Below are 20,236 nucleotides of genomic sequence, written 5' to 3'. Positions count from 1 at the left end.
GTTGTGTCTAAGAGTTCTGTTATGGTGGATTTAACTATTCGTTTGTGGTGTGCTTTGACTATGCCTGAAATTTTTCAACAATGGCAAAATCAAATGATGTATATCTTTAGGTGAACACTCTCTAAATCAAATCACTCCAAAATATAGACCTGATAGAGCATGGTAAATCAAAGCCTAAACAAAACCCTAAAACTAGATACGGTCAGTTATGGTTGTTTATTGTGTTGGAGTAAACTACATATCAGTTTAGGCGCATATCCATAGGGGGGTATGGTATGAAAAAAATATTGGGTGTATTTCTGTTTGTTTTGTTAGTTAGTACATTGGTTTTTGCAGGTATAACCTGTATGGGTGCGGTGCAGGCTGTTCCCTCGATAACTAAATTACCCGCCCCTGAATTGGTATCTGTCACCTACAAGGACCGCTCCTTCGAGGTGCCTGTAAGCACAACCACAGACCCCTTTACAGGCAAACCAGTAGAAAACCCAGCATACCATGTAGAAAACAGAACACTAACCATTGTGATTAACAAAAACAATATTCCATTCGATAACCATCTCTATTATATTATTCGAATGAAAGGGGTTTTCTCAAATGAATGGTCCAATATTACGCGACAGAGAGTGTCTGATTCTGATTATCCACTAATGACTATAGTGCTTAATCTTCCAAACTCTGAAATCAAATTGGATAGTGGTGCTGGTCATAGTTACTATTTCCCCTCAGAAGGTCAAGCTGATTTCCAAGCGTGTGCTGAAATTTGGGGATATGAACTGTCGGATTATCCTAGTCTTGCAGGCTCGAGCAAGTATGTGGAAGTTTTGGAAGCGGCAAGTGATTGGAGTAACATAAAAACAATCAACATGGGACAATATTCAAGTAATGAAACACCCAATCAAGCCGACCCAACGCAAAACCCCGCCGATATCACAGATCAATCTGAATCACAAACTGAGATAACAATAGCGGGGCTTCCCTTGATTGGTTTCATCTTAGTGCTCCTTCTATGTGCTGTGATAGTGGCGCTAATCATTGCACTTGTGTATAAAGGTCACATTAAATATGCTAAAACATCATAGTGTAAACGTATAAGCTGGTTGTAGTGAAAAGGAGATATTGTGGACCGAAAAGGGTATAGATGATTGAGTCAAACTAAAAACTAAAAAAGATAGGTACACCTAACATTCACATTATGAAGTACAATAGGTATAAACACTGGTCTTTTCAGTCCACACAGTCCGAAGTAATAGAATAATCAAAAAATTGAAACAGTCTGTTTAGTGCTCAAAAACTATAAGATTAAGACGTTATACTAAAGTGACTATGAGGGGAAGAAGTCAATGGTTGACTCTATAACTATAAGTGTAGTCATAATGATTATTGTTATTATCACTACAATTTTATCTGTGATAATTGCACAATCTTCAGTATTATATAAACAAAAAAGACGTCACATCAAATTTCATTTACAGAAGTATGAAAAAAAGCGAAAAACTAAACCTATGATTAGTCAAGAGCAGTTTGACGAATATGTTTCTCAAATGAAACTACATACCGATTTTGTTAATCAACAGCAAACTGAAAAAATAAATGAGTTGTTAGAATCTCATTTGAAAAAAGAAGGGCGAAAAAGTTTGTTTCAGGGAATTGTTGTTAGTGTGGTATTCTTTATTTTGGGTTTTATTGTCAATTATTTAATACTAAGGTTCGGCTCATAAACCGGTTTTGTTAACCATCAATTGCCAATACACTACCCGCATTTAGGAAACTTTTTTTACAACTTTATTATCTCATAACAAGAAAGGCGATGGAGTTTAAGCTAACAGCACCAGGGGTTGTTATGTTTGTAATAGGGTTAATCGGTTGGTTTATAGCACCAGACCTCTCCGAGATATTAAAAGTTACATTCAACATTGGACAATCTCTTGTCTCCGATAACTCTCAGGCAGTTTATTCTCTGAGGTTGCTTGGTTCTATACTAATGGTTGTAGGTGGAATCATGGCTGTAATTGAACCTTTTTTACTGTTTATAGAATCGTTTGGTAGTAAATAATTTGAGATGTTGCAGAAAGTGGGCAGTATCAAGTTTTACTCTAAAGGGCGCAAAGGTATTGAGTATACCTTTTTTAAGGTTTAAAGAGCAAAAAATTATTATGTTTTTTAAAAACTTTCTGAAAAGGCCTGTACAGGGTTAGTTTAGATTTATTCAACATTAATGTCTCCTGTCATACGTTTTAATGGTAACTTATGTGGTTCTGCTCTCTTAAGGTTTGTGCTACCAAATCGGTGCACCATTTTAGCGCTCGAAAAAGCACATGGCACCCGTTGATGCTACCAATTTAGGTTCACAGCGATGTTAACGGGAGACGGTAAACTAATCAATCGCCCAACTACAACTGGCGGCAAAATGTATGATAAATTCTTTATCTATGTCCCCCTAGAGGTGGCACGTGATAGTGCGTTTCCCTTTAAACCAAACGATAAAGTCCATGTAAAAATAGACCCGGAAACTAAGCAACTAATTATAGAGAAAGCAACATAAACAAGAAGAGAGCAATCATTTTTGTCAAGTTTATCTTATAGATGATTTGGGAATCTCTCTAGTGGTATAATGGGCTTGTACGATTAGAGCTAATTGCTCAGGTGTAGCTGGTGCATACAAACTAAGCACAAAACGCCACCCAGGAGCGTCACCGAAATAATTTTCCCAATCATACTGACAAGCATAATAATTGTCAAATTGTTTAAATTTATTATATAATTCATCTCCAAGACTATAATTGCCATTCCTAAAAAAACTATACTCATGTATGGTGATTGTTTCGTATGGTTTTGTTGGTTTTGGGATGGGGTTATAGGTTGGATTGTTTGGTGTGGGGGTGGGGTTGGTTGGTGTGGGTTGGGGTGTGGGGGTTTCTGTTGGTGGTGGGGGTGGGGGGGAAGTAGTGTATGGCGGGGTAGGCTCCTGTTATGCTTACGGTGAAACATGTTACCACTAAAACCACGGCAAATATTTTCATATTCATGTTTAACCACTGCATCAAATATGGTCTGATATTGCTTTTATGTGTTGTTCTGTCCAAAAAACGGGTGCTGTCTGAGATATATGGCTACTTTCTAACCGACAACAACGAGCAAAAAGCACTATAGACTTAGGCTTTATTGATATTTTAGTGGTAAATCGGCGGTTTTATTAGCGTATAAACGTTTTATTTGGGTTTTAGGGCATTTACATGCTAAATTACGCCATATTATCCAAACACCCGGAGCATTTTAAGACTTTCACAGGACTCACCCTGCAAGAATTCGACACCCTAAATGAGCAAATACACCAAAAATATAAACAATACGAACAAAAACGACTACAAAGAGATAACCGTAAACGAGCCATCGGAGCAGGCCAGCCCTTCAAACTAGACCTAACCAACCGACTACTCATGCTGCTGCTCTACTACCGACTCTATACACCTCCTCCACCCTGCTAGGCTACCTCTGTAACCTCACCCAAACAAGTGTCCTAATAACCATACACAAACTAGAACCCCTAGTACAAGAAATACTGCCCATACCCAACAAACACAGCCAAAAAATCCAAAAGAAAAAGGACTACTAAATCTGATATTTCGCTAACCAGTTCAAGCAACTGGTATATGTGTTTTTGTAAACCACACACCCTAGTTCGGCAAGCCTGTCGCACGATGCCATAGCTTTTTCACCGCATAATTTTTGAAATACTCGACCGACATCCTCAACAAAGTTGTCGCTGAGCGCGGTGCGTCCGGGTAATTGAAGATAACCCTCTAAAACGTCCACATAATTTTTATAATGTATCCACGTTTTAGATTCGTTATCAATCCTTTCGTTGACAAGGCGAGCCCAATCACTGTCTCCGTGGGCCATGCGGATAAAGAGAAAGACTGCACAACGTTGTAACTCCGCAATGTTGTCCTTAATTCTTTCGATATCCTGAATCATTGGGTATTGCTCAATGATGTAGTTGACCTGTTGTGTATCATACGAGAGATATATCAGCGCATGCACATAGTCGGCTTGAAACTTGTCCATATCTGTCTTATCTTTTTTGTTGTCTTTATTTTTACCAAATCCAAACATAATGCGATCTCCTATTGTAGGATGCCGATAATAGTTCGGCTTTTCATTAGCACATAATTTACCTCTTTAGCGACAACCGCATAGGCGAAGAACATCGTCAACAGTATTGACTGACATCTATCACCCTTATTATCCTTTTCGGGCAAGGGGGTCTTGTTGTTCTATCTTTTAAATGGGCCACACTCTTCAAAGTTAGAAGAGTAGGTCTTGTTGGATGGAGATTGGGAAAAACTCAAAGTGTGGATGGTTAAGAAGCGGATAGAGGGGATTGCTGTTACGGATATATGTGTTCAAGCACGGGTGGATAGGAAGACGTTTTATCGTTGGTGGAACCGTTATCAAACACTTGGGTGGAGTGGACTGCAACAAAAATCCAAAGGCCGTCCCTTTGGACCGCAAATAAAGACCAGTTTAAAGACTAAAGTCATCAAGCTGCGCACCCGATATGAGTGGGATCCAAAAAAGATCGCGGGCTATCTTTCTCATAGAGGCTTTGAGGTGGATAGTAATCAAGCCTACAAAATTATCTGCCAAGCAGGCCTAAACAATCCCCTAACCAAACCTAGAAAGACCAGCTGGGGAACCAAGCGTTTTGAGCGGGAACACAATAACAGTTTGTGGCAGGCAGATTTCAAGTTATGTGATGATGATTACTGGATGATCAGCTACCAAGATGATCATTCCCGCTTCATCACCGGTTCTGTAAAGATTTGGAGTCCTACGGGTGAGAATGCTGTGTTGCTGCTGGATCGGGCGGTTAGAAAATATGGGGTTCCCAGACAGATTTTAACTGATCAGGGTACGCAGTTTAAGCCTGCGCGAGAGGAGATTTCTGTATTTAGAGCTCATTGTACAGAGCTGGGTATTGAGCATATTACTGCTAGTGTGCGCAGGCCCACTACCTGCGGCAAAATCGAAGCATTCCATAAAGTCTACCAGGTGGAATCGCATCTTTTCAAACAACATTGGAGTTTCATTAGGTATTACAATTTTGTTAGGCCTCATGAAGGGATAAAATATTTAACGCCTGCAGAAATATACCTCAAAAACAAAGTGTGGCCTATTTACTAGATAGAACAGCCTGGCAAGTTAGGTCACAAAGAACTTATGCGTTTATAGATACTTAAACTTACTTATTCAATATGACCTTTGTGTATGAAAAAAGAAAAAGTGCAAGACACAAACGGGATACACAAACGCAAGCAGACATCTGAGGCAATAAACGCTCCCACTTTTTTGCAGTCAAAAAGTTTTGAAAAGCGTAAGACAGTTATTTGAAGCTGAATATACATTCTGACAATTAATTTTTATCTGCACTACTTTACAGTGGTTAGTAAATCACTTAAAATATGTTTGTGGTTGATTTGAAAAAATAAAATGTTGCCGAATTATTTTCGGCGAGCGTATTCGAATATGGGGATCAGTTTGGGGTCTGCGTGGGCGATCTGTACGTGATCGATTAAGCCAACCAATGCGCCGGCTTTGTCGACTGCGGGCAGATGTTTTATGTTCCAGTGTTGCATAAGTTCGGCTGCTTCTTTGAGGGTTGCGTTTTGATCGATGACGACTAGTGGGTTTGTGTAGACCATGCGGGCGATGACTGTTTTTAGGGGGACTTCTGCTTCGACGGCGCGGATGAGGATGTCTTTTACAGTGATGATGCCGGTTGGTTTGCCGCTTTGAATGACAAGTATGGCGTCTTTATCATACTTGTTCATGAGTGCTATTACATCTTTAACTACGGTATTGTTTTCTGCAGTTTTAACATCTTTTTGCATGATGTCTTTTACTGTGAGGTTGCTTGCCATTTTTTTCACCTTATCGCTATCTCAAGGGTATTGTTCTTTATCAATTTTACGTTTATATCTCTTGGGATTCGTATAGTTGAGCTTATACCAAGTTGCTATATACTCTTTGGCATGGATATTTGTCGATGTTATCTTGCGGCATTTGCGAATTGAGGTTGTCGATAGATGAAGCTTACTTTTTGGTTTTGTGAGTGTAACTATGTTTGATTTTTGTTACCGTTATTTCGTTTTTGAAATATTTGTTGCTGGTTGATAGGTGTGCATGTGAACAGCCGATAAAAATATGGTATAAATAATGCTTTGATAGCTAACTATTTGTGTAAGGCGAGGTTTTTGGTGGAATCAATCAAAGATGCAATTTCTGACTCTATCTATGGTATAGCAGTGGTTCAGCCGGATCGTGCTGTTAAAAAATGTAGAATTCGAAAGATGCGTATAGAATACTACCTAAGTGAGGTTGCAGTAATCCTTGTTCTCCCCCGATCCTGTGGAGTTTGCGAGAAAGTCGATGACTGCACAGACGAGTTTATAATTCAGGTTATTGAAAAATTCAGAAAAAGTAGTGGCCGTTGTTCCTCTAATTACCCCTAATAGAGGGAGGAAGCGGCATAATTTGGGTTAAGCTTCTAGATAGGTTCTTTTAGGTATGGTGTTCTCGATGTGTGTGTCGGGAAGTTGGTCTCTGAGTCGGCTCTCTGCGGCGATTTCTGCCTCTTCTAGAATTTGCAGGGCATCGGCACTGGCCATTATTGTGTTTACTGGCATGTCGTTGTTTTGGTTGGTTGATGTCACAATATCTGTTAGTAGATCACCAATGTTTCCCAGTTCTTGACTTGCCTCTGGCATAATACTGCACATTTCTGTACGAATGTTTGCCAATAGGTTTTTGGCTGGACTCAACACCGACACTATATCACCTAATTCTGAAACGGTGCTCAAACGCATAGAAACACTTTGCAGTGCAAGTGAAGCGTTGGAGAGCATTTTTTGAACTTTGCGTATTTCAGAGAGCTCGGTGGCAAGAATATTTGCCCGAGCGGTCTCTCTTTGTGACATGGCTTTTATGATGCGATTAAAAATTTCTTTATCCCGGGTCTGGAACCGCGCAACGGCATTGTCAAGCGTTCTTGTCTGCATATCTATTCTTTGAGTAACTTCTGCTATCTGATCTTTTAAATTATTCTCAGCCGGCTTATTGACATTTTTAATTTTGGAAACAAGGGACGACTCTGACTCCTTGTTTTTCCATATATTAGTGAAACGTTTAACCAAGTAAATCTCCAACCTTCACACCTGACGGGCAGATAAAAGAGTGTTCGCAAAAATAAGTTAAAACCCCGCAGGTCTCCATAGGGCATTTTTATACTATCGTTTAAAGCCTTAGAGACTATATGCCATAAACTTTGCCTGCGGCCATGGACAAAGCACCCTAAATAGTATTTATACCTCACAATTTTTCTCTTTTTAGACCATTGATTTGGTGTCTCTATACATGTCGTAGCTTGATGAGTTATGCGTGAAACTTGTGTTGTGTGTTTACCATTGGTCTTTTTTGCTGTTTAGTTCTTGACGGCGGCTTTTTTGAAGTTCATCATAGAGTTCTTTTTCCTCGGGAAGAATGATTCTAAAAGCGCCATCTATTTTCCGAACTATTGGAACCTTGACGTATCGATCTTGTCTGCGCACCGGCGTATACTGTATGATAACATACTGGGTGGTGCTGGTGAGTTTTTCTCCTGTACTCCACCGTTCTGACATCTCAACTTTGATGGTGTGTTCTCCAGGTTGGATGTCATTCATATCTAGTGTTATAGGAAATTCTAATTCACTGCTAAGAAGCTGACTAGGGGGAATGCTGATTAGGTAGGTGTTGAGTTTTTCTCCATTAAAATAAATCTCAAGAGTCACATTTGAGAAGACCCTCTGCGAAGGAAGCAACCGAAACGATACCAAAAGCTCCAGCTCCTCCTCTTTTATGGTGTGTTTGAGTTGTGCTATTAGGATTTGTTTCTCAGAGCTACTGCTGATGGTGGTGGTGCGGACTGATTTCTGTGGGGGTAGTTTATCAAATGTTACTTGTTTAGACTTTTTAACATCTGCCTGAGTCTTTTCTCTAAGCTGTTGCTTTTTCATCACAATATAATTCTCTCTGAGACTCTTAGCTGTGTCGCCATACCACTCAAAATAATCCCCAAGGACAGGGTCGCCAGTCACTGGCGTGCTTTGTAACATCAAAGAAAACCGATAACACTTTGGATTAGTCTATCCCAGCCGGGGTTGTTGTCTGGCTGATTGGAGTGCACATAAGCTTGGGCATACCGGTGTATTTGTCTTGGCTTAATATTTGCCAAAAACAACAGGCGACTAAATAACCATAGTCAGATGCAGTACAACATTGTTTTCACCTGAACTAATCGCCTCTTGCAAACATAGCCCTACATTGAAAAGGAGAGGTATTAACGCATCCCTTCTAGACTTTTGGGTGTATGCGCTGGGGTTTAGCGGCTATACCCCTATGTGTCTGTGGGTATAGTTTTATGTGACGTTTTTTGTTTATAGGCAAGTGCAATACTTAGCACCACTATAACAACACATAAACCAACCACTAAACCAGACTCAGCAAAGTTAAACCCCGATAAAAAAATCTCATTTTGAGACGGTTGATCTGAGGTATAAGTTGGACTTGGCGTTGGATCAAATTGATTGGGTACTTCATTGTTGGTTGCAGGTCTAGTTAGGGTTTTTGTACCACTCCAACCACTTCGCTCATCCACCATTAATGGGGGAAATCTCCATAAAGTGTAGAACTCGTCTTAATGTAAAAAGCCATTGCTTCTACTTGAATATCAATCGATCCACCAGGAACAGGAACAGAAGGATAGTCCAGACCATCAATGAGTCCATTGCCTATGTATGAGGGTTTTTTGCTGGAGTTAAATGATATTGTTGTATATTCAGAATTGGTCTGTGCGGGGAATCCGCAGTTTAGTCCTCCACCAACCTCTGAGCGGGTAAATGCTTGATGCCACGCCTCATCTGAGGTTTCATAGTGTCCTTTATATCTAACGTTATAACATATATCGGAATAACCACGCGGGTTTTTGATTACAAGCTCGATTGCTACATGTACTCCTTGATAACCCTTGTTAATCCAAGTTTCTCCTGTGTAGGGATCTACATACTCAACATCTGGCATAGTGAAGGGATACTCCGTATTTTACAGTAAATTCGGGAACCCCAAGCTTTTTTGGTATAAGTTGAGCATGCACCTCACCCATATAGGTTATACCTGCAAAAACCGAAGTACTAACTAACAACGCAAGCAGAATTACCCCCATAGTTTTTTTCATACCATACGTCCCTGTGGATATGGTTCTGATTGGATATGTAGTTTACTCCAACACAATAGACAACCGCGGTTAACAACAAACGTTAGTTTCCTGGTTTTGTTTAGGTTTTGGTTAAGCATGTCTATCACAACTACGCATTGGACTTGATTTGATTTAATGCTAAGTATGCGAACAAAGTGTTCAACAGTTAGACACAAAAAATGTTCACGTGCTCCTCAAGAGTATGGCACTTGTTGTTAACTTCTCTGTTGTCTAAAACACAGAATTTAGCATTGAGAGTGTCCCAATAGATGTTACCAGATGCCGATGATGCTCCAATAGAATGTACAGATGACTAAAAAGACCACAACTAGTAGTGCGTACACCAAAGATGCTTTTAGGAGATGGCGAGAATTCCATCCTCCCTCGCCACAAACAGATTCAGCCTGCCCAATCCATGGTTGCTGATATCTGAAAAAGAAAATGTTGGATGCACAGATAAACACCATAATGCAGATGAGCGGATTAATTCCAAATGTCTCATAGAGCATGGGAGTTGCCATGGCTAAAATAGCGGAACTGACCCAGCCCTGGGTCACATCAAAAAAGCGTAGAAAAACACAAAGACCATAGAGAGCCAATACGAAAACAATTTGTGATCCCGCAATTGGGCCTAGTAGCGAGGCAAGTGTGGGTGAGAGCCATATGGTTATCCCTGATATTTCACAGATTCGTGAAAAACTAAGTATTATGCCAAAAAACACCACGATATCCCAGCTTATACCATGTGAAATATCTTTGACTGATAGTACACCAAACAAGAGCAATAGTATGAGCGATGCGAAAAGAACCTGAATAGTTGTAATGGGCAAAAATATTTGCAGTATAAGACCAATAAACAACAAAGCAAATGCTACCATGCACCCTTTCTCTTCCTTGCTCAGCTTTCCCAGATCAGCGTACATTTTTGAGAGCTGTTCTTGGGTTACTGTTAATTTTTGCTCGGGTTTTAGTACAAAATAGAGTACTGCCATAAATACCAAGCTAAACACTATCCACGGCGCCATAGTGTGGAGCCACATCTGTGAGGTGGCCATATTTCTCATGGATCCCTCGGGTAAATATGAGGTGAACACTGGACCAAACAGTGAACCGTTTTGCCATGCGATGCCTGGGAAAATGGCGGCCACCCATGCCGATATCACTACCAATGATCGGCCTTTGCTGTGTTTTTCAAGACAACAAGCATCAGCGACAACTACTGCAATTGGTGTTAAAATCAAAAAGCGCACCGTTATCGACGGTGTTATAAGCGCGAATATGATGCCTATGATAAACCAGCCGATCAGGATTTTTATGTAGCTTAATTTTAGCTGTTTAAAGAGGGCAAATACTATGCGTTTTCCAAGACCTGTTTTCATCAACGCATAACCAAGAAACATCGCGGGGATAAGTAACCACAGTGTTGCATTGGAAAAGCCGCTTGCCAAATCCGGTATCGGTATTCCAGCAATGCTTCCACCCAGAAAAAGTATAATCGCCCCAACGATAAAGGTACCTTTACCTGGGCGAAATATCCATGTTGCAAGCGCTATAATTATGGAACCCAACATAATATGCCCCACCTGTCCAAGTCCATCAAACGGCTCGATGAGAGCAATCATTATGCCTAACGCTATAACAACTACAGATAAAATCTGTTTTATGGATATTTTCGATTTATTATTTTCTTTATTCATGCCTTCTATTGCTCATCTTTGATCGATTGCCAGATCCTGTTGATGCTTCCAGGTTGATCATTTGCTTATGATGCTTGGGTGTGCCGGGGTGTCTTACATCCAACAGAATATAGCATTAGGGTTGACTTGCTTGTCTTATTTCTTTGTTGTTTTGAGAAAATGTTGGACTGTAGACGAAAACCAGCTGATTGTGAGTGCAGTATCTCAGAACTAAACGTTGTTACGCAGTCTGACATTATGGAATAAGGTTCAGTCGTTTGAATCTGAAAATGGGCTTGACTTGTTTGTATCTGGAGTCTTTCCTCAAAACCGTCTGTCAAATTTTCATGCGTTCGTCATGACCCAAAAGGGTAAACCAAGAAAACAGCTCAAACCACTTTTGCCTCACAACCCAATTAACAATAGGAAAAATCACAAATACGCATATGTTAAGCATGAATAAAATTATTCCCTTCCTGTTGCTTTTCTTTTTCATAAGCGCAACATTTGCAACAGCGCTTAATCCTGTTTCTGCATAATAGTTGCGGATTCTTGGAATACAAAAACACCCCTGACCCAAGCGAGAACTTGTTTGGGCGTTGTTGCTGTGGACGGTAAAATCTATGCAATTGGCGGCACAACAGAACTCGGTTATGAACCCAGCAGTGTTGTGGGTACCAATGAATGCTATGATCCTGGGTCTGATATGTGGACTACTTTAGAACCTATGCCTACACCTAGGACTAATTTTGCTATTGCAACTTATGAGGGTAAAATTTACTGTATAGGCGGTTATACTGCTGAACAAGTGCCACCCTATAGTCCAATTAGCGTAATTGAAGTTTATGATATAGCAACTAATAGTTGGAGCACTAAAACGTCTATGCCAGTTGAGGGTGCCATGTATGCTTGTGTTGTGAATGGAAACTTTTTTGTTATGACAAAGTACGATTTGTTCATGTATGATCCAGTTGAGGATTTCTGGACTCAAAAAACATTTATGCCCCAAAAAATCTCCATATCTCCTTCATCTGAGCCGCATAGCGTTTCAGTCGTGGTAGATGACAAAATAGTGGTCACGGGTTATTTTGAGGGAATACATAGCGAACCGAAAACCCGAATTTATGACCCTGCAACTGATGTGTGGAGTGAGGGGAGTGCACCAGCAAAACCCTATTGGTTTAATCTTAATTGTGCTGGGGTGACAACTGGTGTTTATGCGCCTCAGAGCGTTTATGTTCTAGGCGGTACATCGGAGGGCATCACAGAGTTGTCTAATCAAGTTTATGATCCTGTAGGTGACACTTGGGCATTTGCTAAAGATATGTCTGCTTATCGTTGTCAGTTTGGTGTGGTAGTTATTAATGATATTTTGTATGTAGTAGGCGGACATTATACTGATGGGGTTGTTGTCTCTACTAATGAGCAATACATACCAATGGGTTACAATGGTACTCTGTCATTGGTTACTTCTCCGTCGGTTATCCCTGAGACTTCAAATCTTTCCTCTTCAATCTATCTTATTGCGGCTATATTGGTTATAATAGTTGGAACCTTGGGGACAGGATTATTCTTCTATTCCAAAAAATCAAAACAATAACTCAAACAAGACCAACCATAACAACAGTACAACAATCAAACCGGTTAACATTCAACGCAAACAAGCAAAGCAGGATGTTACAGAAACGTCAGTTAGTTTTGGGGATTATTAAACCTAAAACTTAGGGATCGCATTGTACCCGTGTTACTGGTGCGGTAACCGGGATTTGAACCCGGGTCCTAGACTTGGCAAGCCTATGTACTAACCAAGCTGTACTATTACCGCATACAACTTAAGCAACAATCTAAAAACCTCCTTATAAACTCTACATCTTAGAACTACAACACTTCTGTTTACGTCAAATCTCAACCATAATAAATGATTGATAAATTTATCAAACCTAATTATATGTCGAGCAGATCCTTAATGTATCTGAAATAGCATCAAAAGGTCTCGTGGGTGAAATACGGCTAATACCACTTGCGTTTTGGTTTAACCTGAATTTGGTTGTTATTGCAATGGTTGAGTGCTAAAGAAAACAAGAATCTGTGTGGTTTTTGGTGTGGGTGTTTGTGGAGGTGTGTCTAGCTAAGATCAGCAGGTTTTGATGTCTTGTTTTTAGCTTAGTTCCAATGATTGCTATTCTGCTTTTGTTGGAAAATCATGGGATTTGGTCTTTTGGTTCTTAAAATTTAAATGTAAGTGGCATCACCTTTTATGAAAGATCTCGGGCAGTATAGGCGTGAAAAAACCTATGGGAGAGAGTGAAATGGGTGGGGACGATGACAGCAGTTTTTGCCTGCTAGCTGGACACATAGATATTTCTATGCATACTGTTTATCTGCACAGTTTTCCTATCCATCGTCTTGTTGCTTACGCGAACACTCTTGGGTATAATCCATGTATATTTGGGTCTGCCATAGTAACAACGTTAATGAGTAAGATGAATGGAGAGGACGTAGTATATGATTGTTGAAGCATTCCTCGCATTCATTTTGATTTTTACGGCGACTTTAGCCATCTATGCCATAGGTAAACGTTCAGCACCAAAAACTACACTAAACGACGATGATCAAGATTCCTATGCTTGCGGAGAAAAAGTAATCTTCCAAGGCTTAAAAATCAATGTTCCCCTCTACAAATATCTAATTTACTTTGTAATTTTTGACTCATCAGTGTTGGTTATAGCATTTGCAGCTTTTGCAATATCAGCTGCCAATCCGTTGCTCTTAATACTCTACCTCGGTATACTCCTTGCCGCCGGTGTAGTTCTTCTCGACGGAGGCAAAGACTAACATGGTCAATACCAAAACTTGGGCACGCGTAAAATCGCCCTGGGTTCTACACTTCAATTCAGGCGCCTGCAACGGTTGTGACATAGAAATCCTTGCGTTGCTCACACCAAAATATGACGTTGAACGCTTCGGCATAAAACTTGAACCCTCACCCCGACATGCCGACGTACTCTTAGCCACAGGTTGTGTTACCCATCAATGCGCTGAACGCTTAAAACGTGTCTACGATCAAATGCCTCAACCTAAATTCGTCGTTGCCATAGGTGCATGTGCCTGTAGTGGCAGTGTCTTTGAAGGCAACTATAACGTAGTGGGTGGAGTAGACAAAATTGTCCCAGTTGCAGCCTACATACCCGGTTGTCCACCACGACCAGAGGCAATTATTGACGGAGTTATCAAGTTGCTCAGTGTAATAAGTACACCCAAAAAAGAGAGCCCAGTTCAAGCCCATAGAGCTGAACCTGCTATAGCGGAGGTTAAACAAAACGGCAAACAATAGCATAGATATTATAGGTCTTGTCGAATCCAAATTCGGCGACAAAGTCCCTATTCAAAGGGGCGTTAATGGCAATGCCTCGTTTGTTGCAAACAATGGTTTACACCACGAAGTTTTCAAAACATTGCTAGAGGCCGACGAAAAAACCGGTTTAACTACCATTACCGGTTTAGACTTGGGCACAAACATTGGCGTTTATTATCATGTCCGCACCTCCAAATCATTTTTCACCATAAAAGCAGAAGTGCCCAAAGAGAACCCACGGCTTAAAACACTCATCGATATCCACCCTGGAGCACTTTTCCATGAACTAGAATGCGCAGATTTAATGGGCGCCATTTTTGAGGGTAACGAATTAAACGGACATTTTATTCTCTCAGAAAACTGGCCCAACGGTATCTATCCTCTGCGCAAAGACATCGATCTATCTCAAGTTAAGCTCGTCCCAACCCCTGAGCATGAAACCAACAAATCTGCCGAAGGGCGAGAAGTTAAAATCATTATCGGTCCCCAGCATCCCGCGTTGCTTGAACCTGAAAAGTTCTCAGTAACCGTTGATGGGGAAACCGTTACCAAAGTCGAACCCCGCATCGGTTATGTGCATCGGGGTATAGAAAAATCTGCTGAATCCCATACCTATCTGCAAAATACTTATCTTGTAGAGCGGGTTTGCGGCATCTGCAACCCTTGCCATGCATACACTTTTGTTGCTACAGTGGAGAAAATTTTAAAACTCGAAGTTCCTGAACGAGCACGATATCTCCGAGTAATCGCATTAGAACTCAACCGTCTTCACAGTCATCTCTTAGTGTTGGGACATGCAGGCTTAGAAATTGGCTACGAAGCCGTTTTCCAATACTTCTGGCGTGACCGCGAACCCATTATGGACCTAATTGAGTTAACCAGCGGTAACCGTGTTTTTGGTTCCCTAATGACCGTGGGCGGCATCAGACGTGACATCAATCAAGAACATATCCCAAAAATAAAAGCAGTAATAAACGATTTACAATCTAAACTACCGTTTTACCGCAAAATCTACACTGATGAACCTACCCTGCGCTTGCGTATGAAAGACGTTGGCATCCTTAGTCGAGAAGATGCACTCAAACTCTCAGTAGTCGGGCCAATTGCACGAGCATCCGGTGTAGATATAGATGTCCGCAAAGACCGACCCTATGAGGTCTACAACGAAATTCCATTCAAAGAAATTGTATACACTGACGGTGACACATGGGCAAGAATGAACGTACGTATGGATGAACTTGAAGAAAGTCTCAACATCCTCGACTATGCCCTTGACCACATGCCCGCTGGGCCCATCCGTATTGAAGCCCCAAGAACGGTGCCTATAGGCGAAGCTGTTAGTACCATAGAAGCCCCAAGAGGCGAGCTGCTCTACTATGTACGTAGCAACGGAACAGACATACCTGAACGCGTAAAAATCCGCACCCCAACATTGGCTAACATACCCTCATTTCTCAAAACCGCTATCGGCGAGAGTATAGCTGATGTACCCAGCAACTTTGTCAGCTTAGATCCCTGCTTCTCATGTACTGATAGATGATAACCATGATTGACCTGCTGCTTATCTTCCGTATTCTGGTCTTCCCAGGCTTCACATTCCTACTGTTTCTATCATTATTTTGCGAGTGGATAGACCGCAAAATAGAAGCACGCTTCCAAAACCGTGTTGGCCCCATGGTCGCAGGACCAGGCGGCATACTCCAACCCCTAGCAGACTTTATCAAGTTACTAACCAAAGAAGACATTGAACCCCGAGACGCTAAAAAAATAGTTTTTCGATTTGCCCCCTTAGCCGCCTTTAGCATCATGATTTTTGCCATGTGCTTTTTACCCATAGACGGAGCAAGCATTCTCTCATCAGGCTCCGCTATAGCTCAAAGCGGTTTTAACGGCGACTTGATTATCATCTTGGTATTTGCCACAATTGCAAACTTTTTGCTCTTTTTGGCAGGTTGGGCATCAGCTAACCCCTATGGAACCATAAGCTCAGCCCGAGTCTTAACCCAATTTCTAGGTTATGACATTCCCCTCTACCTCATCGCATTAACCCCCGCATTAATAGCCGGCAGTCTTAGCATCGGTGTCATTGCAAGCTTCCCCTACATTCTACTGGCCCCTTGGGCATTTGTCCTCTTTATAATTACCATGCAAGCAGAACTTGAAAAAGGACCCTTCGATGTACCCCACTCAGAATCTGAACTCGTCGGAGGATTAGAAACTGAATACACCGGCGCAAAACTCGCATTTCTCCACCTCACCCGAAACGTCCAAGTAATCTTTGGATCCGCTTTAGTGGTCACCTTATTCCTAGGTGGTCCAAGCGGGCCAGTCTTTTTTGGTTTAGACTGGTTATTCTACACGCTCTGGTTCGTACTCAAACTCATCATCGTAGTAGCTATAAGCTCCTACATCGCAAACGTCTTTGCGCGTTTACGCATCGACCAAGTTCTAACAGGCAACTGGAAAATTCTGTTACCTGCAGCTTTGCTTTCACTGATGCTAACCATAGCATTAGTCACCTGGGTGTATCATCCATTCGGAATTGGAGTGTAACAGGATGACCGAAAAGACCGAAAAAAAACAAACCTCACGTATATCTCCAATCTTTAAACGTGCAATCTCGCACCTATTCCATAAACCTGCAACAACCAAATATCCATCGGTAAAACCTGTACTTCCACCAGACACTCGAGGTAAACTAGTCTATGAAATCAAAGACTGCAACGCCATTGACTTTGGTAGCGGACCTGACTTCCGATTAGATATCAAAGTCATGCGAGGCTCCATCTGCCATGTCTGCGAACGCGATTGCCCCGCAGGTGCTATAACCATCGTTGAAGTCGACGGCAAACAACGTCCCCAAATAAATCTCAACAAATGCATTTTTTGTTGTCAATGCGTCGACAGTTGTCCCCGAGGCGCCATCAAACAATCCGACATCTACGAATTAGCCGTAACCGATAAAGCATCATTAATTATGAAGCCAAAATACAGCCAAAAGGATGCATCGCAATGATTTTTGAAATCTTAGCCATAGGATTAATCGTCTCATCTATCCTTGCACTATTTCTCGATGAAGTCGTCTACTCAGTTGGTGCGCTATCAGGCACTTTTATCTTCACCGCACTTATTTTCTACCTCAACGGCGCATTTTACGCCGCCATTTTCCAATTCGTCGTGGGCATAGGCACCCTAGCCGTTTTGTTCCTATCAGGCGAAATGCTAGGTGAGCAGTCCAAAAAGAAATCATCCCCCGCCAAAATCGCCGGCCTAATCGGCGCAGGTATTCTGCTCTCCCTGCCCGCAATTTTCCTCTCAGTTTCAGGCCAAACTGCTATAGGCCCAGATGTCCCAATTGGTGAAGCTATATGGAACATCCGCGGCCTCGATGTTCTGTTACAAGCACTCGTAATTCTAACCATAGCCTTGGGAATTGGCATCGTACTGCATGAACGGAGGAAAAAATAATGGACTTCACCATACTCTCAATTATAATGTTGGCCATCGGCATCTATGGGCTACTCACCAACCGACAGTTACTCAAAGTATTCATCTCCATAGAGATGATTGCCATCGCAGCAACACTCAACTTTGTTATGCTCGCTTCCCCCAACGGCTTGAGCCAAGCATTACTAATTATAGCCTTCTCAGTCGACACAGCTGTTAGCGCAGTAATTTTAGCCTTACTTGTCATAGTCTCAAAACGCTACGGCACAGGGGATCTCTCAAAAATAATCTCCAAACAAGAAACCGAAGAAAGCGAGGATGAAGTACAATGATGCTCCAAGAATTCAGTGCATGGTTTGTCTGGATTATCCCCCTAATCGCAAGCTTCTTTGTTCCTCTTATTGGCAAATACAGCGAAAAAGCCCGAAACTATTTTGTCATAGCCATAGCTACCGTAGTCAGTGCACTAGCAATCTCATTGATACCCGGTGTCTGGTCCGGCGGAGGCCAAGCTACAGCCTATACCCTCTCTTGGATTCCAAGTCTTGGCAGTAGTAGCCCAATAACAGCAGGTGTCTACATTGATCCCCTCAGTGTTCTCTTTGCCTGCCTAGTTGCATTCTTTGCTCTAATAATAACTATCTACTCCCAGGGTTACATGAAAGGCGAAGACGGCCTAACGCGCTACTACTACCTCCTCTTACTTTTCATCGGCTCTATGATTGGCCTAGTACTAGCCGACAACATGCTTCAGATGTTTATCTTCTGGGAAATGGTCGGCCTATGCTCATACACCCTAATTTCATTCTGGTACAAAAAACCCGAATCCATACGCTCAGGCGTCAAAGTTTTTATCATGACTCGCATCGGCGACATCATGCTACTTGCCGCCATCGGTTTACTATTCTATATGTTTGGCACCTTTAGTTTCCGCGGAACAATAGCCGGCATAGAAGCCGCTGCACTCGCAGGAACTCTAGACATCGGCCTTCTAGTAACCTCTGCATTTCTAGTTTTAGGCGGAGCCGTCGCAAAATCTGCCCAGTTCCCCCTATTTACCTGGCTCTACAGTGCAATGGAAGCCCCAACCTCCATCTCAGCACTACTCCATGCCGCCACAATGGTCAAAGCAGGTATCTATCTGCTCTCCCGCTTCATTCTTATTTTCGCAACAGCACCCGCTCTAATTTTAGCCCTACAAGCCTACTGGTTCCCAACCATAACATGGATAGGTGCCATAACCGCATTCATCGGAGCATCCCTAGCAATTGTAACAACCGATCTTAAAGGAGTTCTTGCATACTCAACTATTAGTCAAATCGGTTTCATGATGGCCGGTTTAGGCGCAGCCGCACATGGTGGATTTATCGGTGAAGGCTGGTTTGGTAGCATATTCCACATGGTCAGCCACGCCTTCTTTGAAGGTCTTGGATTCCTTTTAGCAGGAGGTATCATACATGCTCTTGGTACCCGTGACATGAGATTAATGGGCGGTTTACGCAAAGCCATGCCGATAAGCTTCGGACTTATGATTATAATGATTCTAACAACAAGCGGGTTACCCCCGTTTGCGGCCTTCTTTAGCAAAGGCATAATTCTAACCAGTGTCTCTGAAATCGCAACAACCGCAGGACTAATACAGACAGTTTTGCTCTTTACAACTGCTGCTCTCACTTTTGGTTACTGTATTCGTATGTTTACCTTAGTGTTTATGGGTAAAGAATCTGAGCATATGCAAAAACAGCATGTTCACGAATCACCCAAAATCATGCTTGCACCCGCCTTTATTTTGGCGGCTCTCTGTATTGTATGGGGCCTATCCGAACCCCTAGTTGCACATTTCCTACACTTCGAAACAGCCGGCATACTAGCCGCTTTTACAAGCCTTGAATTTCCAATATTTCTACTGCTACTTATTCCTCCAGGTTTACTTGCATACTTTAGTTACTACAAAGGTTTCAATGGACTGCGAAACATTGCAAAAACAAACAACCCCCTAACTATACTGTTAAGACACGGCTACTTCTTTGATGACCTCTATACTGCAATTGCAAAAGGTTTAATCAAAATCTCTGAAGCTCTCACACGTATAGAAAATGCTCTATTTGGCCGCTATGTCAATCGAAATTTAAAAGTTCCTCCAGCATTACACGTTGTAACCCGGCTAGAGGACACCGTGTTTGAACGTTATGTTGATGAGTTAGGCGAAAAAATCGGTGATGCCGCAAAACCTGATCGAGCGTTAAAGCTTAAACAAGATCGAACTTCAAACTACCGTAACTATCTAGCCGCGGCTGTGCTCGGTTTCATATTGATCGTTATATTGATAATCTTAACCTTAGGAGTGGTTGTCTAATGGTGTTTCCGGCTTTACTGTTGATATTTGTCCTGTCCTCTATTTCGATTCCCTTTGTTTATCTTATTGGGAAAAAGTCTCCTCGAGCTGCGGCACTTTTTGTCGCATCT

25 protein-coding genes and 1 tRNA gene are annotated in these 20,236 nt (G+C 41.8%); 16 read left to right on the top strand and 10 right to left on the bottom strand.

Annotated features, from left to right (window positions below; translation table 11 throughout):
• The first annotated feature begins 275 nt into the window (after positions 1-275).
• From FWF39_RS09135 to FWF39_RS09120, 4 genes are all read left to right on the top strand, one after another.
• Positions 276-1,079 carry a hypothetical protein gene (locus FWF39_RS09135; RefSeq protein ID WP_343383132.1) on the top strand — a complete coding sequence of 268 codons (804 nt, stop codon included), beginning with the start codon at positions 276-278 and terminating at the stop codon, positions 1,077-1,079.
• Between the two features lie 261 nt (positions 1,080-1,340).
• The gene (locus FWF39_RS09130) at positions 1,341-1,718 is read left to right on the top strand and encodes a hypothetical protein (protein ID WP_343383131.1); all 378 of its coding nucleotides are present in this window, start codon (positions 1,341-1,343) and stop codon (positions 1,716-1,718) included.
• An 89-nt stretch (positions 1,719-1,807) separates the two neighbouring features.
• Complete coding sequence (locus FWF39_RS09125; RefSeq protein WP_343383130.1) at positions 1,808-2,053, top strand: hypothetical protein; 246 nt, start codon at positions 1,808-1,810, stop codon at positions 2,051-2,053.
• 300 nt (positions 2,054-2,353) lie between these two features.
• Positions 2,354-2,542: a hypothetical protein gene (locus FWF39_RS09120; protein ID WP_343383129.1), complete on the top strand. Its 189-nt coding sequence runs from the start codon at positions 2,354-2,356 to the stop codon at positions 2,540-2,542.
• 310 nt (positions 2,543-2,852) lie between these two features.
• Here FWF39_RS09120 and FWF39_RS09115 read toward each other — a convergent pair whose 3' ends face one another.
• Entirely contained in the window at positions 2,853-2,996 is a 144-nt protein-coding gene (locus tag FWF39_RS09115; RefSeq protein WP_343383128.1) for a hypothetical protein, read from the bottom strand.
• Between the two features lie 237 nt (positions 2,997-3,233).
• On the opposite strand from FWF39_RS09115, the gene FWF39_RS09110 reads away from it, so the two are divergent.
• Positions 3,234-3,485: a hypothetical protein gene (locus FWF39_RS09110; RefSeq protein ID WP_343383127.1), complete on the top strand. Its 252-nt coding sequence runs from the start codon at positions 3,234-3,236 to the stop codon at positions 3,483-3,485.
• Between the two features lie 124 nt (positions 3,486-3,609).
• Here the strand turns inward: FWF39_RS09110 and FWF39_RS09105 are convergent, their stop codons facing one another.
• Positions 3,610-4,113, bottom strand: a complete 504-nt coding sequence (locus FWF39_RS09105) for a hypothetical protein (protein ID WP_343383126.1) — start codon at positions 4,111-4,113, stop codon at positions 3,610-3,612.
• Between the two features lie 210 nt (positions 4,114-4,323).
• Here FWF39_RS09105 and FWF39_RS09100 point away from each other — a divergent pair, with 210 nt between their 5' ends.
• On the top strand, positions 4,324-5,184 hold the full coding sequence (locus FWF39_RS09100; RefSeq protein ID WP_343383125.1) for a DDE-type integrase/transposase/recombinase: 861 nt from the start codon (positions 4,324-4,326) through the stop codon (positions 5,182-5,184).
• A 317-nt stretch (positions 5,185-5,501) separates the two neighbouring features.
• Here the strand turns inward: FWF39_RS09100 and FWF39_RS09095 are convergent, their stop codons facing one another.
• Positions 5,502-5,921: a CBS domain-containing protein gene (locus FWF39_RS09095; RefSeq protein ID WP_343383124.1), complete on the bottom strand. Its 420-nt coding sequence runs from the start codon at positions 5,919-5,921 to the stop codon at positions 5,502-5,504.
• A 333-nt stretch (positions 5,922-6,254) separates the two neighbouring features.
• Here FWF39_RS09095 and FWF39_RS09090 point away from each other — a divergent pair, with 333 nt between their 5' ends.
• The gene (locus FWF39_RS09090) at positions 6,255-6,512 is read left to right on the top strand and encodes a hypothetical protein (RefSeq protein WP_343383123.1); all 258 of its coding nucleotides are present in this window, start codon (positions 6,255-6,257) and stop codon (positions 6,510-6,512) included.
• Positions 6,513-6,539: 27 nt separating this feature from the next.
• Here FWF39_RS09090 and FWF39_RS09085 read toward each other — a convergent pair whose 3' ends face one another.
• The 6 genes from FWF39_RS09085 to FWF39_RS09060 all read right to left on the bottom strand — a co-directional run bounded on the left by FWF39_RS09085 (position 6,540) and on the right by FWF39_RS09060 (position 10,989).
• Entirely contained in the window at positions 6,540-7,193 is a 654-nt protein-coding gene (locus FWF39_RS09085; RefSeq protein WP_343383122.1) for a Snf7 family protein, read from the bottom strand.
• 264 nt (positions 7,194-7,457) lie between these two features.
• Complete coding sequence (locus tag FWF39_RS09080; protein WP_343383121.1) at positions 7,458-8,153, bottom strand: hypothetical protein; 696 nt, start codon at positions 8,151-8,153, stop codon at positions 7,458-7,460.
• Positions 8,154-8,434: 281 nt separating this feature from the next.
• Positions 8,435-8,698 (bottom strand): hypothetical protein, encoded by a 264-nt coding sequence (locus FWF39_RS09075; RefSeq protein WP_343383120.1) that lies wholly within the window; start codon positions 8,696-8,698, stop codon positions 8,435-8,437.
• Positions 8,698-9,117, bottom strand: coding sequence for a hypothetical protein (locus tag FWF39_RS09070; RefSeq protein WP_343383119.1), 420 nt, complete (start codon positions 9,115-9,117; stop codon positions 8,698-8,700). Before FWF39_RS09070 ends, FWF39_RS09075 begins: the two co-directional genes overlap by 1 nt.
• Positions 9,104-9,271, bottom strand: a complete 168-nt coding sequence (locus FWF39_RS09065; RefSeq protein ID WP_343383118.1) for a hypothetical protein — start codon at positions 9,269-9,271, stop codon at positions 9,104-9,106. The genes FWF39_RS09070 and FWF39_RS09065 overlap by 14 nt, the downstream gene beginning before the upstream one ends.
• A gap of 293 nt (positions 9,272-9,564) precedes the next feature.
• Positions 9,565-10,989 carry an SLC13 family permease gene (locus FWF39_RS09060; RefSeq protein WP_343383117.1) on the bottom strand — a complete coding sequence of 475 codons (1,425 nt, stop codon included), beginning with the start codon at positions 10,987-10,989 and terminating at the stop codon, positions 9,565-9,567.
• 571 nt (positions 10,990-11,560) lie between these two features.
• On the opposite strand from FWF39_RS09060, the gene FWF39_RS09055 reads away from it, so the two are divergent.
• Positions 11,561-12,568, top strand: coding sequence for a kelch repeat-containing protein (locus FWF39_RS09055; protein WP_343383116.1), 1,008 nt, complete (start codon positions 11,561-11,563; stop codon positions 12,566-12,568).
• Positions 12,569-12,716: 148 nt separating this feature from the next.
• Here the strand turns inward: FWF39_RS09055 and FWF39_RS09050 are convergent.
• Positions 12,717-12,793: transfer RNA gene (locus FWF39_RS09050), tRNA-Gly, on the bottom strand.
• Positions 12,794-13,473: 680 nt separating this feature from the next.
• Between FWF39_RS09050 and ndhC the strand changes: the two genes are divergently transcribed.
• From ndhC to FWF39_RS09010, 8 genes are read left to right on the top strand one after another with little or no spacing between them, the layout of a single operon-like run.
• A complete protein-coding gene (gene ndhC / locus FWF39_RS09045) occupies positions 13,474-13,803 on the top strand; it encodes an NADH-quinone oxidoreductase subunit A (RefSeq protein WP_343383115.1) in 330 nt (109 codons plus the stop codon).
• Between the two features lies 1 nt (position 13,804).
• Positions 13,805-14,302, top strand: a complete 498-nt coding sequence (locus FWF39_RS09040; protein WP_343383114.1) for an NADH-quinone oxidoreductase subunit B family protein — start codon at positions 13,805-13,807, stop codon at positions 14,300-14,302.
• Between the two features lies 1 nt (position 14,303).
• A complete protein-coding gene (locus tag FWF39_RS09035) occupies positions 14,304-15,863 on the top strand; it encodes an NADH-quinone oxidoreductase subunit C (protein ID WP_343383133.1) in 1,560 nt (519 codons plus the stop codon).
• A 5-nt stretch (positions 15,864-15,868) separates the two neighbouring features.
• A complete protein-coding gene (locus FWF39_RS09030) occupies positions 15,869-16,876 on the top strand; it encodes a complex I subunit 1 family protein (RefSeq protein WP_343383113.1) in 1,008 nt (335 codons plus the stop codon).
• Between the two features lie 4 nt (positions 16,877-16,880).
• Positions 16,881-17,339: a 4Fe-4S binding protein gene (locus tag FWF39_RS09025; RefSeq protein ID WP_343383112.1), complete on the top strand. Its 459-nt coding sequence runs from the start codon at positions 16,881-16,883 to the stop codon at positions 17,337-17,339.
• Positions 17,336-17,791, top strand: coding sequence for an NADH-quinone oxidoreductase subunit J (locus FWF39_RS09020; RefSeq protein ID WP_343383111.1), 456 nt, complete (start codon positions 17,336-17,338; stop codon positions 17,789-17,791). The genes FWF39_RS09025 and FWF39_RS09020 overlap by 4 nt, the downstream gene beginning before the upstream one ends.
• On the top strand, positions 17,791-18,102 hold the full coding sequence (locus tag FWF39_RS09015; protein ID WP_343383110.1) for an NADH-quinone oxidoreductase subunit K: 312 nt from the start codon (positions 17,791-17,793) through the stop codon (positions 18,100-18,102). Before FWF39_RS09020 ends, FWF39_RS09015 begins: the two co-directional genes overlap by 1 nt.
• Positions 18,099-20,126 carry an NADH-quinone oxidoreductase subunit L gene (locus tag FWF39_RS09010; RefSeq protein ID WP_343383109.1) on the top strand — a complete coding sequence of 676 codons (2,028 nt, stop codon included), beginning with the start codon at positions 18,099-18,101 and terminating at the stop codon, positions 20,124-20,126. The genes FWF39_RS09015 and FWF39_RS09010 overlap by 4 nt, the downstream gene beginning before the upstream one ends.
• Positions 20,127-20,236 lie beyond the last annotated feature (110 nt).

It is taken from the genome of Candidatus Bathycorpusculum sp. (assembly GCF_009778815.1).
In the GTDB taxonomy this organism is placed as follows: domain Archaea; phylum Thermoproteota; class Bathyarchaeia; order Bathyarchaeales; family Bathycorpusculaceae; genus Bathycorpusculum; species Bathycorpusculum hydrogenotrophicum.
Note: the sequence above shows the minus strand (reverse complement) of the source record. Positions and strands in the feature narration are given on the sequence as shown.

Bases quoted from the DNA above. Each gene is read 5' to 3' on its own strand.
- FWF39_RS09130 (WP_343383131.1), top strand. From the start codon at position 1,341: ATGGTTGACTCTATAACTATAAGTGTAGTCATAATGATTATTGTTATT.
- FWF39_RS09065 (WP_343383118.1), bottom strand. From the start codon at position 9,271: ATGAAAAAAACTATGGGGGTAATTCTGCTTGCGTTGTTAGTTAGTACT.
- FWF39_RS09030 (WP_343383113.1), top strand. From the start codon at position 15,869: ATGATTGACCTGCTGCTTATCTTCCGTATTCTGGTCTTCCCAGGCTTC.
- FWF39_RS09010 (WP_343383109.1), top strand. From the start codon at position 18,099: ATGATGCTCCAAGAATTCAGTGCATGGTTTGTCTGGATTATCCCCCTA.
- FWF39_RS09095 (WP_343383124.1), bottom strand. From the start codon at position 5,921: ATGGCAAGCAACCTCACAGTAAAAGACATCATGCAAAAAGATGTTAAA.
- FWF39_RS09135 (WP_343383132.1), top strand. From the start codon at position 276: ATGAAAAAAATATTGGGTGTATTTCTGTTTGTTTTGTTAGTTAGTACA.
- FWF39_RS09025 (WP_343383112.1), top strand. From the start codon at position 16,881: ATGACCGAAAAGACCGAAAAAAAACAAACCTCACGTATATCTCCAATC.
- FWF39_RS09040 (WP_343383114.1), top strand. From the start codon at position 13,805: ATGGTCAATACCAAAACTTGGGCACGCGTAAAATCGCCCTGGGTTCTA.
- FWF39_RS09125 (WP_343383130.1), top strand. From the start codon at position 1,808: ATGGAGTTTAAGCTAACAGCACCAGGGGTTGTTATGTTTGTAATAGGG.
- FWF39_RS09075 (WP_343383120.1), bottom strand. From the start codon at position 8,698: ATGGTGGATGAGCGAAGTGGTTGGAGTGGTACAAAAACCCTAACTAGA.
- FWF39_RS09070 (WP_343383119.1), bottom strand. From the start codon at position 9,117: ATGCCAGATGTTGAGTATGTAGATCCCTACACAGGAGAAACTTGGATT.
- FWF39_RS09080 (WP_343383121.1), bottom strand. From the start codon at position 8,153: ATGTTACAAAGCACGCCAGTGACTGGCGACCCTGTCCTTGGGGATTAT.
- FWF39_RS09060 (WP_343383117.1), bottom strand. From the start codon at position 10,989: ATGAATAAAGAAAATAATAAATCGAAAATATCCATAAAACAGATTTTA.
- FWF39_RS09020 (WP_343383111.1), top strand. From the start codon at position 17,336: ATGATTTTTGAAATCTTAGCCATAGGATTAATCGTCTCATCTATCCTT.
- FWF39_RS09105 (WP_343383126.1), bottom strand. From the start codon at position 4,113: ATGTTTGGATTTGGTAAAAATAAAGACAACAAAAAAGATAAGACAGAT.
- FWF39_RS09110 (WP_343383127.1), top strand. From the start codon at position 3,234: ATGCTAAATTACGCCATATTATCCAAACACCCGGAGCATTTTAAGACT.
- ndhC (WP_343383115.1), top strand. From the start codon at position 13,474: ATGATTGTTGAAGCATTCCTCGCATTCATTTTGATTTTTACGGCGACT.
- FWF39_RS09015 (WP_343383110.1), top strand. From the start codon at position 17,791: ATGGACTTCACCATACTCTCAATTATAATGTTGGCCATCGGCATCTAT.
- FWF39_RS09120 (WP_343383129.1), top strand. From the start codon at position 2,354: ATGTTAACGGGAGACGGTAAACTAATCAATCGCCCAACTACAACTGGC.